The following is an 18,338-nucleotide window of genomic DNA, read 5'->3' on the forward strand; positions in this document are numbered from 1 at the left end:
TCAGCGGCGGGCGAGGTCGGCCGCGCCGATGAGGCCCGCGCGGTTGCCCAGCGTGGCGCGGCGGATCTCGAGCGTCGGCCGGTGGCCCCGAGCGGGCAGCTCGGCGACGAAGGCGGTCCGGATCGGACCCAGGAGCAGCTCCCCGGCCTCGCTGACGCCGCCGCCGATGACGACGACGGCCGGGTCGAGCACGGCGGCCAGCGAGGCGATGCCCTCGCCGAGCCAGCGCCCGAGCTCCGCGAGCTGGCCGACCGCGAACGGGTCACCCGCCCGTGCGGACTCGGTGATGATCGGCCCGGTGATGTCCAGCGGGTCACCCCCGGCACGGGCGAGCAGGGCGCGGGCCTCCGGGGTGCCTCCGACCGCCTCGGCGCGCGCGTCGCGGACGAGCGCCGACCCGCTGGCGTACTGCTCGAAGCACCCCCGGTTGCCGCACCCGCAGCGGATGCCGTCGGGCACGACCCGCATGTGGCCGATCTCGGCGCCGGCACCAAACGCGCCGCGGTGCAGCAGCCCGTCGAGGACGATGCCGCCACCGATGCCGGTGCCGACGGTGACCAGGAGCAGGTCGTCGACGTCGTGACCGGCACCGAAGGCGAACTCGCCCCACGCCGCGGCGTTCGCGTCGTTCTCCACCACGACCGGGAGCTGGACGCGCTGCTCCAGCTCGGCCTTGAGCGGTACGTCGCGCCAGGCGATGTTCGGCGCGAACATGACGACCGCGCGGGCTTTGTCGACGTACCCCGCCGCCCCGACGCCGACGGCCGTGATCTCGTGGCGGGTGCGCAGCTCGGTGACCAGCCCGGCGATCGCGTCCTCGATCGCCTCGGCGTCGGTCGCGGGCGACTCGACCTTCAGCTCCTCCAGGACCTTGCCGTGCTCGTCCACCACGCCGCCGGCGATCTTCGTCCCGCCGACGTCCACCCCACACGTGAGCGTCATCCCTCGTCCTCCGGCCAGTCGTCGACCCCGTCCTCGGGGTCCAGGTCGATCCGTTCGACACCGGGGGTGCCGTCCGGGCGCTGCCGGTCCTCCGGCACCGCCGTCGCCATCGCCTCCGCAGCCGCCTGCAGCAGAGAGGACGCCGCCGCGGTCAGGTGCGCGCGCACCTCCGGGCTGGTGCGGCGCACGGTGTGCACCGCGCGGCAGACCGGGCACCAGGTGCACTCGGGCGCACCGGTCGCGAGGTGCTCCTCCGCGCCCCGGGCGGCCGCGGCGGCCTGCGCCGCGAAGCCCCCCAGGCCGGCGCCGAGCCCACCGAGGCCGTTGCCCTGGTCCTGGGCCCAGTCGCCCAGGGCGCCGAAGAGCTTCGCGGCCTCCTCGGCGACGCTGCCGACCTCGTCGTGGTGCTCGTGCGGATCCTGGCGATCCTGCGGGTGCTCGTGCTCGTCGCTCATGCGCTCTCCCCCTGGGCCTGGCTCGACCGGGTCTCGCGGAAGCGGACCTGGAGCTCCCCGTCCTCGACCCGGGCGCCGGCGACCTCGAGCCGCACCAGGCCGGCGGGCAGGGTGACCACCCGGCGGTAGGCGCCGACGGTGACGACCAGCTCGTCGTGCTTGCGGGCCAGGTCGACGTCGGACCGACCCACGAGCGGGAGCCGCAGCCGCAGCACCGTGGCGTCGCCGGAGCGCGTCACGCGGAAGGGGCCGTCGCCGGCCGGCAAGGCGAGCGGGTCGTCCGCGGCGTACACGTCGGCGGCGAGGTCGCGCAGGGCGGCGACCCCGACCGGCTCGGCCGGGCGGTACTCCGAGCGCCACACCGGCAGCCCGACGAACGACTCCTCGACCTCGGCCAGCACCTGCTGCTGCGCGTCGACCCAGCCGGCGCGCCAGTCGTCGGCGTCGGCGTGCGGGAAGACCCGGTTCGCGACGACGCCGTCGACGCGGTAGCCGTAGAGCGAGAGGGTGGTCCAGCTGCGGCGGGCCTCGGCGACGACGACGTTCTCCGGCGTGAGCACCAGGCGGACGCTCGCGTCGGGCCCCTGGAGCAGGGCGCGGACCTCGTCGAGCTCGGCGTGCAGCCGCTCGACCGCCTCGAAGACCGAGCCGCCGGGCATCGGCACCCCGGCCGCGCGGGTCAGCACCGGCTTGAACGCCTTGACGACGCGGGCCTGGACGGGGAAGACGCGCTGCATGTACCACCCGAGCGCCTCGGGCAGCGCGAGCAGCCGGAGGGTCTCGGCGGTCGGCGCGCAGTCGACCACGACGACGTCCCACGCGCCGGAGAGGACCTGGAGCCGCAGCTCGAGCAGGGCCAGCACCTCCTCGGCGCCGGGCAGGACGGTCAGCTCCTCGGCGGCGAGCCGGTCGACACCGGCGCTGTCGAGGACGGAGAGCAGGTAGCCCTGGACCTCGGCCCAGGACTGCTGGAAGCGCAGCTGCGCATCGACCTGCTGCACGAACAGGCGGTCGGCCACCTCGGTCGGCTCCGGGCCGACCTCGACCCCGAAGGCGTCGCCCAGCGAGTGGGCCGCGTCGGTCGAGAGCAGCAGCGTGCGGTGGCCCGCGGCGGCGGCGAGCGCCGCCGTACCGGATGCGACCGTCGACTTGCCGACGCCGCCCTTGCCGGTGAGGAGGAGGATGCGCATCCGTCGCGTCAGAGCGACTCGACGCGCTTCTTCAAGCCCTTCAGCGCCGTGTCGATGAGGATCTTCTCGCCCTTGCGCTTGAGCATGCCGATGAGCGGGATCGAGACGTCGAGGGCGAGCCGATAGGTCACCTCGGTCGAGCCGCCGAGGTCACGCAGCACGTAGGCGCCGTCGAGCGCGCGCAGCATCTTGCCCTCCACCAGGGTCCAGGTGACCTGGCGGTCGCCGTCCCAGGTGTACTCCAGGGTGTACTCGTCCTTGATCGGTGCGACGTCGAGCACGAAGAAGACCCGCTCGGCGCGACCGTCGTCGTAGGTCGAGAGGACGTCGGCGGTCTGCATGCCCTTCGCCCAGGCGGGGTACGCCGGGAAGTCCGCGATCACCGCCATCACCTCGGCCGGGGCGGCGTCGACGGTGATCGACGACGTGGTCTGTTCGGCCATGGCGGGAGCTCCTGGGAGACAGCGGGAGACACGGACGGGAGGCGGGTCGTGCGGGTGGACCGATGCGGGAGCCTACCGGATGGGAACGGCCCGAGAAGGCGGCGGTAACCTGCGACGCGGCGTCCGACCGGGCGTCCGTGCCGACGTGTCCGGAGGAGCAAGCGTGCGGGAGTTCTCCACGCCCCTGACGATCGAGGTCCCGGCAACGGGCAACCTGACCGACGACGTGGTGAGGAACGCCGAGGAGGCGCCCGAGGCCGTCGTGTTCAGCCGGCCCACCCGCGACGGCGGGTGGGGCGACGTCACCGCGGCGGAGTTCCTCGCGGAGGTCACCGCGGTCGCCAAGGGGCTGGTCGCGGCGGGCATCGAGACCGGCGACCGCGTCGCGCTGATCTCCAAGACGCGTTACGAGTGGACGCTGCTCGACTACGCCATCTGGTTCGCCGGCGCCGTCACGGTGCCGATCTACGAGACCTCCTCGGCCGAGCAGATCGAGTGGATCCTGCGCGACAGCGGCGCCCGCGCGGTCGTCGCCGAGACCCCCGACCACGTCGCCCGGGTCACCGAGGTCCGCGCCGGCCTCGAGGCGCTCAACCACGTGTGGTCGCTGACCGACAACGCGGTCGACGTGCTCAGCCGGCTCGGCGCCGACATCGCCGACGCCGACCTCGAGGCACGGCGTACGACGGCGACGCCGCTCGACCTCGCCACCTTGATCTACACCTCCGGCACGACCGGGCGGCCCAAGGGCTGCATGCTCACGCACGGCAACTTCATGTTCGAGCTCGGCGTGGCCGTCGACGAGCTGGAGCGGCTGTTCGAGGCCGAGGGCGCCTCGACCCTGCTGTTCCTGCCGCTGGCGCACGTGTTCGCGCGGATCATCCAGGTCGGCTGCGTGAAGTCGCGCACGCGCCTGGGCCACTCCCCCGACATCAAGAACCTCCTCCCCGACCTGCAGACCTTCCGCCCGACGTTCGTCCTCGCGGTGCCGCGGGTCTTCGAGAAGGTCTTCAACACCGCCTCGCAGAAGGCGACCGCCGACGGCCGCGGCAAAATCTTCGACCGCGCCGCCGACGTCGCCATCGCGTGGTCGCGCGGGCTCGACAAGGGCCGGCCCTCGCTGGCCGTGCGCGCCAAGCACGCGCTGTTCTCGAAGCTCGTCTACGGCAAGCTGCTCGACGCGCTCGGCGGGAACTGCCAGTTCGCGGTCTCCGGCGGCGCGCCGCTCGGCGAGCGCCTCGGCCACTTCTACCGCGGCATCGGCCTGACCGTGCTCGAGGGCTACGGCCTCACCGAGACGACCGCCGCCCTGACCGTCAACCTCCCGGACGCCCAGAAGGTCGGCTCGGTCGGCCGGCCGCTGCCGGGCACCGCGGTCCGCGTCGCCGACGACGGCGAGTTGCTCTTCCGCGGCGGCCAGGTCTTCGCCGGCTACTGGGAGAACGAGGACGCCAGCCGCGAGGCGCTCGAGGCGGACGGGTGGTTCCACACCGGCGACGTCGGCGAGGTCGACGACGAGGGCTTCGTCAAGATCACCGGCCGCAAGAAGGAGATCATCGTGACCGCCGGCGGCAAGAACGTCGCCCCGGCCGTCCTCGAGGACCGGCTGCGCGCGCACGCCCTCGTCGACCAGTGCATCGTCGTCGGCGACGGGCAGCCGTTCATCGCCGCCCTCGTCACCCTCGACCGCGAGTCGCTGCCGACCTGGGCCGAGGCGCACGGCAAGCCCACCGACCTCTACCGGCTCGTCGACGACCCCGACCTGCGCGCCGAGATCGAGGCCGCTGTCGAGGACGCCAACAAGGCGGTCTCCAAGGCCGAGTCGATCCGCAAGTTCCGCGTCCTCGCCGACGAGTGGACCGAGGAGGGCGGCCAGCTCACCCCGAGCCTCAAGCTCAAGCGGAACGTCGTCATGCGCGAGCTGCGCGCCGAGGTGGACGCGCTCTACTCCTGACGCGTCCCCGGCTGCCGGACGGTGGTCCGGGATGGCCCGTCCGGACTATCCGCGACCAGCCCCCAGGACAGACCTGGCGCGGTGCGCCACACCCCGACGGGCGAAGAAACCGCCGATCGACCGGTTCTGCCGCGCGAGGTGGTCGGGACGCCTACGATCGGGACCCGGTGCAGCCGACTCTGGAGGGGGCCGGCCGCATCCGCATGGGACAACGCTGGACCGTCGGAGGGGGCTCCCGACGTTCCTCACAGGACGGAAAGGTTCTGTCGATGGATCGACGAAGGATCCTCCTCATCGCCGCGGCGCTCGTGGCTGCGCTGGGTGCGGTGCTGGTGTTCCTCTACGTACGGGGAGCCGACGACCGGGCCGAGGACCGGTTCGCCACCGTCGAGGTGCTGCGTGCGACCGCGCCGATCGCCAAGGGCGAGAAGATCGAGGACGCGCTGGCCGCGGGCAAGGTCGCGCTCGAGCCGGTCGTCCAGGACCAGCTGCTGGAAGGTGCCCAGAGCGACACCGCCGCCTTCGACGGGCTGCTCGCGCTGGTGCCGATCTACCCCGGCGAGCAGCTGATCCCCGCCAAGTTCGGGGGTGCCGCGCAGGTCTCCGCCGACACCGGCCTGCAGCTGCAGAAGGGCCAGGTCACCGCCACGGTGAACCTCACCGACACCGCCCGCGTCGCCGGCTTCGTGAACCCCGGATCGCAGGTCGCCGTCTTCTTCAACGGCTCCGACCCGGGCACGGGCCAGCCGTTCACGCGGCTGCTGCTGCCGAAGGCGACCGTGCTCGCGGTCGGCTCGACCACCCCGGTCTCGACCACGGTCACGGACCAGACCGGCCAGCAGGTCGTCGAGCAGCTGCCCCGCACGCTGATCACCCTGGCCCTCAGCCAGGAGGAGGCCGAGCGGGTCATGTTCGCGCAGGGCAACGGCGAGCTCGCCTTCGCGCTCGTCGGTGACGGCACCGCCGTACGCCCCGGCCCGGGCATCAACAACCAGAACCTGTTCGGGTAGTCCGGTGCCTGTCGCCGTCGACCCCGAGAACGCCGCCCTCACCTCGCTGCTGGGCGGTCTGCCGACCGGTGCCCAGGGGGTGCTGACCGTCGACCGGATGCAGGCGTGGCTGACCCAGCACGACGACGAGTACGTCGTCGTGCTCGGCCCGCACCTGGCGCTGGCCGAGACCGTCGCGGTCTGCGAGACGCTCCGGACGAGCCGCCCCACCCTCAGCGTCGTGCTCGTGCGCGACGAGCTCGACGCGACCACCCTGGCGAGCGCGATGAAGGCCGGCGCCCGCGACGTCGTGGAGACCGGCGACCTGGTCGCGCTCGAGGCCGCGGTCGACCGGGCGTACCAGCTCCACGTCGCCCTGCGCGGACCCTCGGGCGCCGCGCACGTCGGTCGCGTGGTCACCGTCTTCTCCCCCAAGGGCGGCGTCGGCAAGACCACGATGGCAGTCAACCTGGCCCTCGCGCTGACCGACCAGGGCGCGCGGAAGGTCTGCCTGGTCGACCTCGACCTGGGCTTCGGCGACGTGGCGATCACCATGCAGCTGTTCCCGACGCACTCCATCGAGCAGGCCGTCGGCGCCGAGGACAGCCTCGACGTCGCGATGCTCGACGGCCTGCTGACCCGGCACCAGGAGTCGCTCATGGTGCTGGCGGCGCCCGCGCACCCCGACGTGCGCGAACGGGTCACGGCGGCGCTCGTCTCCCGGATCCTGCGGACGCTGCGCGAGACCTTCGACTACGTCGTCATCGACACCGCGCCGGCCTTCGACGAGCAGACGCTGACCGCGCTCGACGAGACCGACGAGTGCGTCATCGTCGCCACGCTGGATGTGCCAACGCTCAAGAACGTCAAGGTCGCCCTCGAGACGCTCGAGATGCTCGACATCGCCCGCGGCCACCGGCACCTGCTGCTCAACCGCGCGGACGACGCCGTCGGGATCGGCCCCGACAAGGTCGAGGCCATCCTCGGCATGGGGGTCGCCGCCCAGGTCGAGAGCTCGATCGACATCGCCGCGGCCACCAACGCCGGCACGCCGATCCTGCTGGAGAACCCCGCGCACCAGTCGAGCACCGCCATCCGCGACCTCGCGACCCGCCTCGCGGGCGAGACGGTCGCCGCCCCCCGGTCCACCGCCGGCCCCGACGGGGGCGCCGAGGCGGGCACGACCGAGAAGTCCGCCCGCCGGTTCCGCATCCGGAGATGACCAGATGAGCTCCCTGTCCGAACGCCTCGCCGCCGCCCGGCGGACCGAGACCCCCGGCACCGGCGCCGGCTCAGGCGCTGCCGACGCCGGCGACCCGGCCGGCGCGGCTGTCGCCACCGGCACCCTCGACGCGCCCGCCGACCAGCCGGCCGGGGCCGCTGCTGCCGCAGCCGCCGCGAACGCCGCCGCGGCCGCGAGGCGCAAGGCCGACGCCGCGCCCCGGCGTACCCTCGGCGCGTCGCAGGTCGACCGCATCGAGGAGATCAAGGGCAACGTGCACGCCGAGCTGCTCCAGCAGCTCGGGCCGCACCTGTACGACGCCGACATGGACCAGGACGAGCTGGACCAGCGCGTCCGCACCGTCCTCGCCGACGTGCTGTCCTCCCAGGACCGGCCGCTCAGCAGCGGCGACCGGGCGCGGGTGACGCAGGAGATCAGCGACGACATCCTCGGCTACGGGCCGATCGAGCCGTTCCTGCGCGACCCCGACGTCTCCGAGGTCATGGTCAACGGCCACAGCTCGATCTGGCTGGAGAAGAACGGCAGGCTCCAGCCCGCCGACGCCCACTTCGTCGACGAGTCGCACCTGCGGCGCACGATCGACAAGATCGTCTCCCGCATCGGCCGCCGCGTCGACGAGTCCAGCCCGATGGTCGACGCGCGCCTGCCCGACGGCAGCCGCGTGAACGCGGTCGTGCCCCCGCTGGCGGTGGACGGCTCGGCGCTGACGATCCGCAAGTTCGCCACCGACCCGCTGACCGCGACCGACCTGGTGTCGTTCGGGTCGCTGACGCCGCAGACGACCGACTTCCTCGAGGCGTGCGTGCGAGGGCGGCTCAACATCATCGTCTCCGGCAGCACCGGCGCCGGCAAGACGACCACGCTCAACGTGCTGTCGTCGTTCATCCCCTCCGACGAGCGGATCGTCACCATCGAGGACGCCGCGGAGCTGCAGCTCAAGCAGGACCACGTCGTCCGGCTGGAGTCGCGGCCGGCGAACATCGAGGGCAAGGGCGCGGTCCACATCCGGGACCTGGTGCGCAACAGCCTGCGGATGCGGCCGGACCGGATCATCGTCGGCGAGGTCCGCGACGCCTCCGCGCTCGACATGCTGCAGGCGATGAACACCGGTCACGACGGCTCCATCTGCACCCTGCACTCCAACGGCCCCCGCGACACGCTCTCCCGCATGGAGACGATGGTGCTCATGGCCGGCATGGACCTGCCGGTGCGCGCGATCCGCGAGCAGGTCGCCTCGGCGGTCGACCTGATCGTCCACCAGACCCGCTTCAAGGACGGCACCCGCCGGATCACGCATCTCACCGAGGTGGAGCGGATGGAGGGCGACGTCATCACGCTGCAGGACATCTTCGTCTTCGACACCTCCGCCGGGTTCGACGCGCAGGGCCGCACGCTCGGCCGCCTGCGCCCGACCGGGCTGCGGCCGAAGTTCCTCGACAAGATGGCCTACGCCAACGTCACCGTCGACCCGATGCTGTTCGCGACGGACCGGATCTGATGCCCGCCCTCGTCCGCCGCGTGCTCCTCCCGCTCGTCGCGTCGCTCGCGGTCCTGGTCCCCTCGGCCGCCCTCGGCGCCGACGGGTCGATCACGCACGTCGAGCCGACGGCTGACGGTCTGCAGGTGCTCGTCGCGGTGCCGGAGGGTGTCGAGGTCGACCTCGACGCGGTCACGGTCACCGTGGACGGCGTCGAGACCACCGCGACCGCCGCACCCGCCGAGGCGGCCGCAGCCGTACGGCGTACTGCTGTGCTGGCGATCGACACCAGCAACTCGATGCGGGGCGACCGCTTCGGGTCGGCCAAGGCGGCCGCGCTGACCTTCATCCGCACCGCGCCGACGGACGTCGAGATCGGCATCGTCAGCTTCGCCGGCACCGTCGACGAGGCGCTGGCCCCCACCACCGACCGGGACGCGGCCCGCGAGGTCGTCCGGTCGCTGACCCTGAGCCAGCAGACGATGCTGCACGACGGCGTGCTCGCTGCGGTCGAGCTGGCCGGCAGCGAGGGTCAGCGCTCGCTGCTGGTGCTCTCGGACGGCGCGGACACCTCCGACACCCCGTTCGAGGACGTCACCGCCGCCGTGGAGGACTCCGGCGTCATCCTCAACGCCGTCGCGCTCGACCAGGGCGAGACGGCGCTCGCGGCGCTCCAGGACCTCGCCAACGCCGGCAACGGCCGACTCGTCGAGTCCAGCCGGACCGCGCTCGAGGAGGCCTTCTCGCAGGAGGCCGATGCCCTCGCGCGTCAGGTGCTCGTCACGGCTCCCGTCCCGTCCGGCGTCACCGCCTCCCAGGCGACCGTGGAGATCACCCTCGCCGGCGACGTCGAGCCGGTGGTGGCGCAGGCGTTCGCCACCGTGCAAGCCGCGACCGCCGTGCCGGCGACCGCGCCCCCGGTCGTGGAGCAGGACGGCTGGGTGCCCCCGTCGTGGGTGATGTACGCCGGCGTCGGCACGCTCGGCCTCGGCCTGGTCGCGCTCGTCGTGCTGCTCGTGCCGCGCGGCCCCGCACCGCTGACCGCTGAGGAGCGGCTGTCGCGCTACACCGAGGCGACCACGCCCGGCTCGTCCGGCGGCCCTCGCGTCGACGCCGACCAGGCGCTCGCCTCCGCGAAGGACGCGGCTGCGGGCGTGCTGCGGCGCAACAAGTCCCTCGACGCCCGGATCACCCACCGGCTCGAGGGGGCCGGAAGCGAGCTGAAGTCGTCGGAGTGGCTGCTCGTCCACACCGCGGTCTTCGTCGTCGCCGGGCTCGTCGGGCTGCTGCTCGGCCGCGGGAACATCGTCCTCGGCCTGCTGTTCCTCGTGCTCGGCGGGCTCGGCCCGTGGCTCTACCTCGGCATCCGGACCTCGCGGCGCCGCAAGGCGTTCAACTCGTTGCTGCCCGACACCCTGCAGCTGATGTCCGGGTCGCTCGCGGCCGGTCTCTCGCTCGCGCAGTCGGTCGACACGATCGTGCGGGAGGGGGCCGACCCGGTCGCCACGGAGTTCAAGCGGGTCCTGGTCGAGACCCGCCTCGGCGTACCGCTCGAGGACGCGCTGGAGGGGGTCGCCGAGCGGTTCGAGTCCAAGGACTTCGAGTGGGTCGTCATGGCGATCAAGATCCAGCGCCAGGTCGGCGGCAACCTCGCCGAGCTGCTGGACACCGTCGCCGCCACCATGCGGGAGCGGGAGTACCTCCGCCGTCAGGTCGCCGCGCTCGCCGCCGAGGGCAAGCTGTCCGCGTGGGTGCTGGGCGGCCTGCCGCCGGTGTTCATGCTCTACCTGTTCGTCTCGCAGCGCGACTACGTCATCGTGATGTTCACCGAACCGCTCGGCATCCTGATGATGGTGGGCGCTGCGGTGATCCTCTCGGTCGGCGTGTTCTGGATGAGCAAGCTCGTGAAGGTGGAGGTGTGAGGTGACGCTCCTCTTCGTCCTCGGAGTCGTGCTCGTGCTCGTCGCGCTGCTGCTCGTCGGCATGGCGCTCACCCCCGACGCCGGCCAGACCTCCGGCGTCACCCGCTCCCTCGCCGCGATCCAGGCGATCACCTCCGCACCGAAGGCGCTGCGCGACGAGCTGGACCGGCCCTTCGGCGAGCGGGTGCTCGAGCCGCTCCAGGCCCGGGCGCTGCGGATCGGCCGGCGCCTGTCCGGTGCGGACTCAGCCGAGCGGATCCGCAAGAAGCTCGACTTCGCGGGCAACCCCCGCGACTGGTCGGTCGACCGGGTCGTCTCTGGCAAGGTCATCGGCGCGATCTCGCTGACCCTGGTCGCCGGCGCCCTCGCGCTCGTGATGGGCGTCTCCGTGCCCGTCGCCGTCGTCATGCTGCTCGGTGGCCTGGTGATCGGGTTCTTCGTGCCGGACCTGTACCTCTACCAGAAGACCTACGAGCGCACCGAGCGCATGCAGCGCGAGCTCGCCGACGCGATCGACCTGATGACGATCAGCGTCGAGTCCGGGCTCGGCTTCGACGCCGCCGTCCAGCAGGTGGCCCGCAACACCGAGGGCCCGCTGGCCGACGAGTTCTCCCGCGTGCTGCGCGAGATGCAGATCGGTCAGGGCCGGGCGGGTGCCCTGCGCGCCCTGGGGGACCGGACGAACGTGCCGGACCTCAAGGCGTTCGTCGGCGCGATGGTGCAGGCCGACTCCTTCGGCATCCCCATCTCGCAGGTCCTGCGCGTGCAGTCCGCGGAGATGCGGGTGAAGCGCCGTCAGCGCGCCGAGCACAAGGCGCAACAGGTACCTGTCAAGATCACCGTGCCCCTCATCTTCTGCATCCTGCCTTGCTTGTTCATCGCGGTCATGGGGCCCGCGGTGATCAGCATCATGGAGAACATGGGATGACCCTTCCGGACCTGCCGTTCGCGCGACTCACGCTCGCCGCACGCGGGTTCGTGCTGCTCTTCCTCTCGATCGCGGCGATCGTCGACCGCAAGGACATGGTCTTGGCGTTGATCGCCATCGGTGCGGTCTGGGCCGTCGTGCAGCTCGCGGAGTTCCGACCTGGCGTGTCCACCGGCTTCGCCACGACGTTCGACGCCGTGGTGGTCGGGCTGGTCTGCGGGGTCACGGTCGGCGACGCGCTGCCCGTCCTGGCTGCGCTGGTGGTCCCACCGTTCACCGCCGGTCTCCATCGCGGTGCGGTCGGCGTCGCCCTGGCCATGTCGGCCCAGCTGGTCGCCCTGCTCGGCGCGATCACTCTGGGGTCGGACGGTCTCGATCGGGAGGTCTGGATCGGCGTCTTCACCTGGTCCGTCACCGGGCTGGGCCTCGGCCTGATCGCGACCTTCCTGCACTCGGCCATCCAGCGGTCCGCCGACCCGCTTGCCCCATACCACTACGCCCAGACACTGCTGCGCCAGCTGATCGACCTCTCCGGCGGCCTGAAGTCCGGGCTCGACCCCACCGCGCTCGGCGGCGCGATTGTCAGCTCGGTCCGCGACGAGCTCCCCGTGGCAGCTCTCGTCCTCTACGTCCCTCGAGGTGACTCGCTGACCCCGCTCGTCGAGGAGAGCCTGGACGGCGCTCCGTGCAACCAGGACGACGTCGCCTTCGAGGCCTGGGCGCGCGGCGAGGTCGTCGTCCACGAACGGTGCTTCGCGATCCCGCTGGACGACGCCGCGGTCGTCGCCGGCGTGCTGTCGGACCGGCTGGATCCCGGCCGGCTCGACCTGGCCGGCCGGATCCGCCAGCTGCAGCGCCGGTTGGCGCCCAGCGCCGTGCACCTGGACACGGCCCTGCTGTTCTCGTCGTTCCGCGACGCGGCCACCGCCGAGGAGCGCCGCCGGCTCGCCCGCGAGATGCACGACGGCGTCGCCCAGGAGATCGCCTCGCTCGGCTACCTGGTCGACGCCCTCGCGGCACAGCCTGGCTCGCCCGCGCAGGCCGACCGCATCGCCCTGCTCCGCGACCGCGTGAGCCACGTGGTGGGCGAGGTCCGGCAGTCGGTGCTGACCCTGCGCACCAGCGTGGGCGAGAACGAGAGCCTGGGGGCAGCGATCAGCTCGATCGCGCGCAACCTCAGCGAGGTGTCCGGCGTACCCATCCAGGTCACGCTCGAGGAGCACACCACGCGCCTGCGCCCGGAAGTCGAGGCGGAGCTGTTCCGCATCACCCAGGAGGCGATGAACAACGCGATCAAGCACGCGCACGCCTCCGTCATCGACGTGCACTGTCGGGTCCACGCGCCGCGGGCCATCATCACCGTCTCCGACGACGGCCGCGGCATGCAACAGGCCCGGTCCGACTCCCACGGCCTGGAGATCATGCGGGAGCGCGCGACGCTCATCGGCGGCCGCCTCAGCATCGACCCCGCGCCCGGTGGTGGGCTGATGGTCACCGTGGCGGTGGGTACCGACCTCGAGCCTCCGGCCGGCGGCGACCGGACCCCTGATGAGAAGGTGAAGGCATGAGCGACCGACACATCCGCGTGCTCCTCGTCGACGACCACCAGCTGATCCGGGACGGGCTGTCGGGCGTCCTCGACCTCGAGGCCGACATGAGCATCGTCGGAGTCGCGGCCACCGTCGCGGAGGCGCTGACCAAGTACGACGAGCTCTCCCCCAACGTCATCGTCACCGACCTCCAGCTGCAGGACGGCACCGGTCTCGACGTCGTCCGCGCGGTGCGGAAGAAGAGCAACGACACCGGTCTGATCATCCTCACCATGCACTCCGGCGACGAGCAGATCTTTGCGGCCATGCAGGCCGGCGCGTCGGGCTTCGTCGGCAAGGACGCCCCGTCCAGCGAGGTCGTCAAGGCCGCTCGCCATGCGGCGGTCTCCCCCCGCTCGTTCATCGCCACCGGCCTCGTCGGCGCGATGATGCGCCGCCAGTCCGGCGAGTCGACCAAGCTGTCCGACCGCGAGCACGAGGTGCTGCTGCTGCTCGCCGACGGCCTGGGCGCTTCGCAGATCGGCGACAAGCTCTACCTGAGCGAGTCGACCGCCAAGTCGCACATCGCGAAGATCTACCAGAAGCTCGGCGCTGCCAACCGCGCCCAGGCCCTGGTCACCGCGATGCGGATCGGTCTGCTCTCCAGCATCAAGCCGGCCGACTCCTGAGGGCGTCCTGACCCACCTGGTCACGACGGCCGCCGAGCGGTCGTAGTCCGTTCGGACTACCCAGCTCGACACGGGGACGGGATTCGCTGACCTGCGGTTTCGGCGACGATTTCTGTCGTGAGGTTCTTCGGCCTCACGCCGAAGATCCACTCCCCGTCACAGCACATTAGGAGAACCCCGTCATGGTCGACTACTTCCGCATCCTGCTCAACGCCCGCCTCGCCAAGATGGAGGAGCGCGGCGCCTCGGCCGTCGAGTACGGCCTGCTCATCGCCGGCATCGCTGCCGTCATCGTTGTGGCGATCTTCGCGCTCGGCCCCATGATCCAGAAGGCCTTCACTGACACCTGTGAGTCTGTTGCTACGAACGGCAGCCTCGGCACTTCGGCTGACTGCAGCAACTGACCTCAACTTCGAGCACCGACGAGGCCGTCCCCGAGTTGGGGGCGGCCTCGTCGTGTCAATGCTTCAGCGGGCGGAGCCTGATTGACCCACGCCGGAGGTTACGGCAAGGGCGTATCGAATCCGCGTCAGCGGCCCGGGATGACTTCCGAACCACCATTCGGTCAGGACTGGAGGCGTCATATCGCCAAGTGACCGTTCTGCCAACCGGGTTTGCATCCTGACGAACCCACGCAGATCGTTGGTCGCGTCGAGCGCATCGACGTCGGCGCGCGTCTCAATCTGCCGACTGATGCCGTTCTGCACCGGACTGGCCAGCAAGCCCCCGACGGCAAACAGCGCCAGCGCAACCGGCACGGCCGCCGCGGTGCCGACCCTTTGCGACGACAGACCGAGACACAGGGCGAGCAACCCGACGCCGGCCGCCGACCCGACGGCACCAAGCGTCGTACCCACCAGCACGTCGTCGTTCTTCGCGTGCGCGAGCTCGTGCGCGACGACCGACAACGCCTGGTCGACCGGCAGGTCCTCGACCAGGGTGTCGTAGAGCACGACCCGGCGGCTCGCCCCGAAACCGGACACGTACGCGTTCAACGTCGACGTACGCCGGGACGCATCCGCGACGAGCACGTCGCCGATCTGGACGTCCTCCTTCTCGGCCAGCTCGACGACCCCCTGGCGGAGCGGGCCGTCCTCGAGCGGCTCGAAGGAGTTGAACGCCGGCTCCACGACGACCGGGTAGACGAACGACCCGAGCACCACCATCGCCGCGACGAGCAGCCCGGCCACCGCCGGCCAGGCCCGCGGCAGCCGTCGGGCCAGGCCGATGACGACGATTAGGGCCAGAGACGCGACGACGATGCCGAGCACCTCGTTGCGGACGACGTCGGCGGCGTACCCGCCCCACGAGCGCGTGGACAACCCGTAGTTCCGCCGGTGCTCCTCGAAGGCGATCCCGAACGGCAGCGTCACGACCCGACGGGTGAGCTCGACGAACGCCACCAGGACCACGACCTGCACCCACCACAGGCCGGGCGCCCGCTGGGCCCAGGCCCGGCCGCGCCTGCTGAAGCCGAGGTAGCACGCCACCAGGATCGAGACAGCGAGCGACGAGTAGCTCCAGGTGCGCGCCCACTGCGAGTACTGCTCGGCGCGGGCGATGTGCTCGGCACTGAAGTAGTCCTCGGCCCGCACCGGCTCGACCGGACCGCCCGGGACCGGGTCCCAGGGCACGAGCCACCACGCCAGCAGGACGAACGACGTGCCCCCAACGGCAACGAGCGCCCAGGAGAGGCGGCGGGCGGTGGGCGTCACACGGGTCAGTCTGGCAGGCCGGCAAGCTCGGTCAGCCGGGCCCGCCATGCCTGCGTCAGCTCCGTCTCGGTCCAGCCGGCGATGTCCCGCAGCGCGGCCTCGACACCGTCCGAGCCGGCAGCGCGGTACAGGTCCACGAGGCCCTGCTCCCCCACCCGGTCCGCCAGCACGACGCAGGCCAGCCAGGCAGCCTCGTACGCCGCGCCCAGGTGGCTGGTGCCCGTGTCGAACTCGACCGGTCCCGGCAGGGCGGGCGGTGGCCCGTCCTCGCGCACCTGCTCGATCACCTGGCTGGCGGTCGTGCTGAGCGGCAGGTCGACGTCGCGCAGTGCGACGTAGTCGGCGAAGCCCTCGAGCAGCCAGAGTGGCTGGGCGCTCACCGGCGCCCGGGTCGCGACGTGGGTCGCTTCGTGGCTGAGCACGACCTGCGCACCCCGCGACCGCAGGGTCCCGAGCACGTCGGGGTTCACGAAGACGTGCAGCGGTGCGTCGGGGGCCGTGGAGCCGTCCGGCGAGGCGGTGACCGCCGCGACACCGTCGTACTGCCCGTCCTCCGCTCCGAGGACGTCGCCGAGCCCGGCGGCCGAGGCGGGCACCTCGACGACGAGACGCGGACGCCACGCGTCGAGCACCCGTCGAACCACCGGCACGGCGGCCTCGGCGCGCGCGGTCACGCTCGGCAGGTCGGCGCCCTCGGCGCCGAGCACCAGCACGCGGTCGGTGCGCCGCACCTCGACCGGACCGGTCAGCCACAGCGGGCTCCGTCCCTCACCTCCGCCGACAGCAGCCAGCACCGCTCCGTCCTCGTCGAGCCGGAAGGTCATCGCGACCTCCGTCCGCGCCGGCTCGCCGTCGAAGCCCGCGAACCGCCAGGTCACGTCGACGGTGGCGCGCACCCCATCGACGGTGCGGCCGGTCTGCTCGACGTACCGGAGGTCGAGGTCGCGCACCCGGAGCCGATCGGCATTGGTCACCAGGTAGCCCACGCCGGTGTCCTCGAGCGCCGCACTGTCGCCGGTGCGGACGGCCTCCTCGACCCGGTCGAGCGCCTCGTCGAGGGCAGCCGGACCGATCGCGGAGCTGGTCGTGCGGTCCGGCGTCGCGACGTACGCCTCGTCACGCAGGACGAGCCACACGACCGCCACGCCGATCACGAGCACCGAGACGACGAGGCCGGCCACCCACCGTCGTGGGCGACCGGCCTCGGTCGGGGGACTCGGCTCAGCCAGGGCGCACCGCGCCGACGTACGGCATGGAGTGCAGCGCCGCGGTGGTGACGCCGGAGCCGGGGTTGGCGGCGTGGACGATCATGCCGTTGCCGATGTACATGCCGACGTGGCTGATCGGGCTGTAGTAGAAGACGAGGTCGCCGGGCTGGAGGTCGCCCTCGGCAACGCGCGGACCGGAGGAGTACTGCGCGCTCGAGGAGTGCGGCAGGGCCACGCCCGCGGCGCCCCAGGCCCTCATCGTGAGGCCGGAGCAGTCGAACGCGCTCGGCCCGGCAGCGCCGTAGACGTAGGCGTCGCCGACCTGGGCCATGGCGTAGGAGATGGCGGCCGCGGCACGACCGGAAGCCGGGACGGACGCCGGCGCGCGGGTGCTGTCACGGGAGAGCAGCGACTCGCGCTCCTTCTCCTCGAGCCGGTTGAGGAGGCTCTCGGCCTCGGCCAGCTTCTCGTCGATCTCGGCCTTCTCGTCCGCGAGCTGGTCCTTGACCTCGGCGACCTGCTCGGCGCGGTCCTCGGTCGCCTCGCGGCGGATGTCGAGCGCCTTGAGCTCGGCGGTGTAGTCGCCGTACATCTGGTCCTGCAGGTCGTCGAAGGCCGACATCGTCGACAGCTCCGACAGGAAGCCCTGCGGGTCGTCGGAGACGATCACCTGGCCGACGGCGGAGAGGCCCTGGCCTTGGTACTGCCGCACGACGGACCGCTCGACCTGCTCGCGGACGCCCTCGAGCCGGTCACCCTGGCGGTCCTCGTCGGCCTTCAGCGAGCGCAGGTCGCGGTTGAGCTCGCGCAGCTCGATCCGGGCGTCGTTGAACCGCTCGGAGGCCTGCTCGGCCTCGTGGAAGAGTCGGTCGACGCGGGTCTGGACGTCCTCGATGTCCGGCTCGGCCTGGGCCGGGACCGAGGGTCCGATGCCGATGGCGCCGATCACGGCGAGCCCGGTGAGGGCGGGGATGATGCGCTTCCGGCCGTTGAGCACGAGCGGACGGTCTCCTCGGTGTCGTACGTCTACCGGGTGAGCTGACGGGTTCGGGCACGACAGGCCCTACGCCCGCTCCTCACCGCTGTGCGGTGCCTTGCGGGCGATTCACCCCAGTGACGCTGCGCGCAGCGCCGGTGGTTCCCCGGTTCCCGGTCCGCCGGAGCGGGCCGAGACTCGACGCGGTGCCCGCGCAGACCGGTTGGTCCACTGCCACGGGCACCTGAGCACGACAGGTTAGTCGCGCGTCCGCGCTCCCGCGAATCTTCCGCGGTATGTCGTCGGTGTTTCTGGGGACGACTCCACAGTCTTTACCGAAGTCCGCCCCAGCAGTCACACCAGTCACAGCACAGCGCTCCCCGGACGGTCAGGCCGACTCGACGTCGTACCCGTCCATCGGGCGCACCAGCCGCAGGGGTGGCACCAGCCCTCCCTCGGCGAGCAGCTCGAGGGCGCGCCGCTCGTCGTCGTCGAACGTCAGCTCCGGCGGCGGCCCGAGCAGCACCGTCACCACGCAGTCGTGGCAGGCCAGACCTCGCACCACGCAGGTGTCGCAGTCGATCCGTGTCGTCATGGGCACACCGTGGCAGCGACCACCGACAACGGGTGTCCACCCGGGTGGTCGAGGTCGCCCGATCGGGCAGTCGGGGGCCGTTC

The 18,338-nt window shown here is 72.0% G+C and carries 17 protein-coding genes and 1 riboswitch; of the genes, 9 read left to right on the plus strand and 8 right to left on the minus strand.

Translation table 11 applies throughout. The features are described 5' to 3' along the window. The 4 genes from G6553_RS05235 to G6553_RS05250 are packed head-to-tail and all read right to left on the minus strand — an operon-like array spanning position 1 to position 3,030. Positions 1–942, minus strand: coding sequence for an ROK family glucokinase (locus G6553_RS05235; protein WP_166189810.1), 942 nt, complete (start codon positions 940–942; stop codon positions 1–3). After that, positions 939–1,397 (minus strand): hypothetical protein, encoded by a 459-nt coding sequence (locus G6553_RS05240; protein ID WP_166189812.1) that lies wholly within the window; start codon positions 1,395–1,397, stop codon positions 939–941. Before G6553_RS05240 ends, G6553_RS05235 begins: the two co-directional genes overlap by 4 nt. Beyond that, positions 1,394–2,587 (minus strand): ArsA family ATPase, encoded by a 1,194-nt coding sequence (locus tag G6553_RS05245; RefSeq protein ID WP_166189814.1) that lies wholly within the window; start codon positions 2,585–2,587, stop codon positions 1,394–1,396. Before G6553_RS05245 ends, G6553_RS05240 begins: the two co-directional genes overlap by 4 nt. Positions 2,588–2,595: 8 nt before the next feature. After that, positions 2,596–3,030 (minus strand): SRPBCC family protein, encoded by a 435-nt coding sequence (locus G6553_RS05250; protein WP_166189816.1) that lies wholly within the window; start codon positions 3,028–3,030, stop codon positions 2,596–2,598. A gap of 163 nt (positions 3,031–3,193) precedes the next feature. Here G6553_RS05250 and G6553_RS05255 point away from each other — a divergent pair, with 163 nt between their 5' ends. From G6553_RS05255 to G6553_RS05295, 9 genes are all read left to right on the plus strand, one after another. Next, positions 3,194–4,984, plus strand: a complete 1,791-nt coding sequence (locus tag G6553_RS05255; protein ID WP_166189817.1) for an AMP-dependent synthetase/ligase — start codon at positions 3,194–3,196, stop codon at positions 4,982–4,984. 269 nt (positions 4,985–5,253) lie between these two features. Further along, positions 5,254–5,994: a Flp pilus assembly protein CpaB gene (cpaB, locus tag G6553_RS05260; protein ID WP_166189819.1), complete on the plus strand. Its 741-nt coding sequence runs from the start codon at positions 5,254–5,256 to the stop codon at positions 5,992–5,994. 4 nt (positions 5,995–5,998) lie between these two features. Further along, on the plus strand, positions 5,999–7,195 hold the full coding sequence (locus G6553_RS20955) for an AAA family ATPase (protein ID WP_166189821.1): 1,197 nt from the start codon (positions 5,999–6,001) through the stop codon (positions 7,193–7,195). Positions 7,196–7,199: 4 nt separating this feature from the next. Continuing rightward, a complete protein-coding gene (locus G6553_RS05270) occupies positions 7,200–8,714 on the plus strand; it encodes a CpaF family protein (RefSeq protein WP_207619380.1) in 1,515 nt (504 codons plus the stop codon). Next, entirely contained in the window at positions 8,714–10,615 is a 1,902-nt protein-coding gene (locus G6553_RS05275) for a type II secretion system F family protein (RefSeq protein ID WP_166189823.1), read from the plus strand. Before G6553_RS05270 ends, G6553_RS05275 begins: the two co-directional genes overlap by 1 nt. A gap of 1 nt (position 10,616) precedes the next feature. Further along, on the plus strand, positions 10,617–11,543 hold the full coding sequence (locus G6553_RS22045; protein ID WP_166189825.1) for a type II secretion system F family protein: 927 nt from the start codon (positions 10,617–10,619) through the stop codon (positions 11,541–11,543). Then, positions 11,540–13,111, plus strand: a complete 1,572-nt coding sequence (locus G6553_RS05285; RefSeq protein ID WP_166189827.1) for a sensor histidine kinase — start codon at positions 11,540–11,542, stop codon at positions 13,109–13,111. The genes G6553_RS22045 and G6553_RS05285 overlap by 4 nt, the downstream gene beginning before the upstream one ends. Continuing rightward, positions 13,108–13,761, plus strand: a complete 654-nt coding sequence (locus tag G6553_RS05290; RefSeq protein ID WP_166189829.1) for a response regulator transcription factor — start codon at positions 13,108–13,110, stop codon at positions 13,759–13,761. Before G6553_RS05285 ends, G6553_RS05290 begins: the two co-directional genes overlap by 4 nt. A gap of 182 nt (positions 13,762–13,943) precedes the next feature. Further along, complete coding sequence (locus G6553_RS05295; RefSeq protein WP_166189830.1) at positions 13,944–14,165, plus strand: Flp family type IVb pilin; 222 nt, start codon at positions 13,944–13,946, stop codon at positions 14,163–14,165. Positions 14,166–14,228: 63 nt separating this feature from the next. On the opposite strand, the gene G6553_RS05300 is transcribed toward G6553_RS05295, so the two are convergent. The 4 genes from G6553_RS05300 to G6553_RS05315 form a co-directional block, all read right to left on the minus strand. After that, positions 14,229–15,476, minus strand: coding sequence for a M48 family metallopeptidase (locus G6553_RS05300; protein WP_347565512.1), 1,248 nt, complete (start codon positions 15,474–15,476; stop codon positions 14,229–14,231). A gap of 5 nt (positions 15,477–15,481) precedes the next feature. Next, positions 15,482–16,657 carry a hypothetical protein gene (locus G6553_RS05305; protein ID WP_166189834.1) on the minus strand — a complete coding sequence of 392 codons (1,176 nt, stop codon included), beginning with the start codon at positions 16,655–16,657 and terminating at the stop codon, positions 15,482–15,484. Between the two features lie 40 nt (positions 16,658–16,697). Then, positions 16,698–17,681, minus strand: coding sequence for a C40 family peptidase (locus G6553_RS22050; RefSeq protein WP_166189836.1), 984 nt, complete (start codon positions 17,679–17,681; stop codon positions 16,698–16,700). Between the two features lie 24 nt (positions 17,682–17,705). After that, positions 17,706–17,864, minus strand: a riboswitch (cyclic di-AMP (ydaO/yuaA leader). A 184-nt stretch (positions 17,865–18,048) separates the two neighbouring features. Next, complete coding sequence (locus G6553_RS05315; RefSeq protein WP_166189838.1) at positions 18,049–18,255, minus strand: hypothetical protein; 207 nt, start codon at positions 18,253–18,255, stop codon at positions 18,049–18,051. Positions 18,256–18,338: the final 83 nt, after the last annotated feature.

Origin of the sequence: Nocardioides sp. IC4_145, assembly GCF_011250565.1 — a bacterium.
Lineage (GTDB): Bacteria > Actinomycetota > Actinomycetes > Propionibacteriales > Nocardioidaceae > Nocardioides.

Bases quoted from the DNA above. Each gene is read 5' to 3' on its own strand.
- G6553_RS05270 (WP_207619380.1), top strand. From the start codon at position 7,200: ATGAGCTCCCTGTCCGAACGCCTCGCCGCCGCCCGGCGGACCGAGACC.
- G6553_RS05295 (WP_166189830.1), top strand. From the start codon at position 13,944: ATGGTCGACTACTTCCGCATCCTGCTCAACGCCCGCCTCGCCAAGATG.
- G6553_RS05240 (WP_166189812.1), bottom strand. From the start codon at position 1,397: ATGAGCGACGAGCACGAGCACCCGCAGGATCGCCAGGATCCGCACGAG.
- G6553_RS05290 (WP_166189829.1), top strand. From the start codon at position 13,108: ATGAGCGACCGACACATCCGCGTGCTCCTCGTCGACGACCACCAGCTG.
- G6553_RS05245 (WP_166189814.1), bottom strand. From the start codon at position 2,587: ATGCGCATCCTCCTCCTCACCGGCAAGGGCGGCGTCGGCAAGTCGACG.
- G6553_RS05275 (WP_166189823.1), top strand. From the start codon at position 8,714: ATGCCCGCCCTCGTCCGCCGCGTGCTCCTCCCGCTCGTCGCGTCGCTC.
- cpaB (WP_166189819.1), top strand. From the start codon at position 5,254: ATGGATCGACGAAGGATCCTCCTCATCGCCGCGGCGCTCGTGGCTGCG.
- G6553_RS05315 (WP_166189838.1), bottom strand. From the start codon at position 18,255: ATGACGACACGGATCGACTGCGACACCTGCGTGGTGCGAGGTCTGGCC.
- G6553_RS05250 (WP_166189816.1), bottom strand. From the start codon at position 3,030: ATGGCCGAACAGACCACGTCGTCGATCACCGTCGACGCCGCCCCGGCC.
- G6553_RS05235 (WP_166189810.1), bottom strand. From the start codon at position 942: ATGACGCTCACGTGTGGGGTGGACGTCGGCGGGACGAAGATCGCCGGC.
- G6553_RS05285 (WP_166189827.1), top strand. From the start codon at position 11,540: ATGACCCTTCCGGACCTGCCGTTCGCGCGACTCACGCTCGCCGCACGC.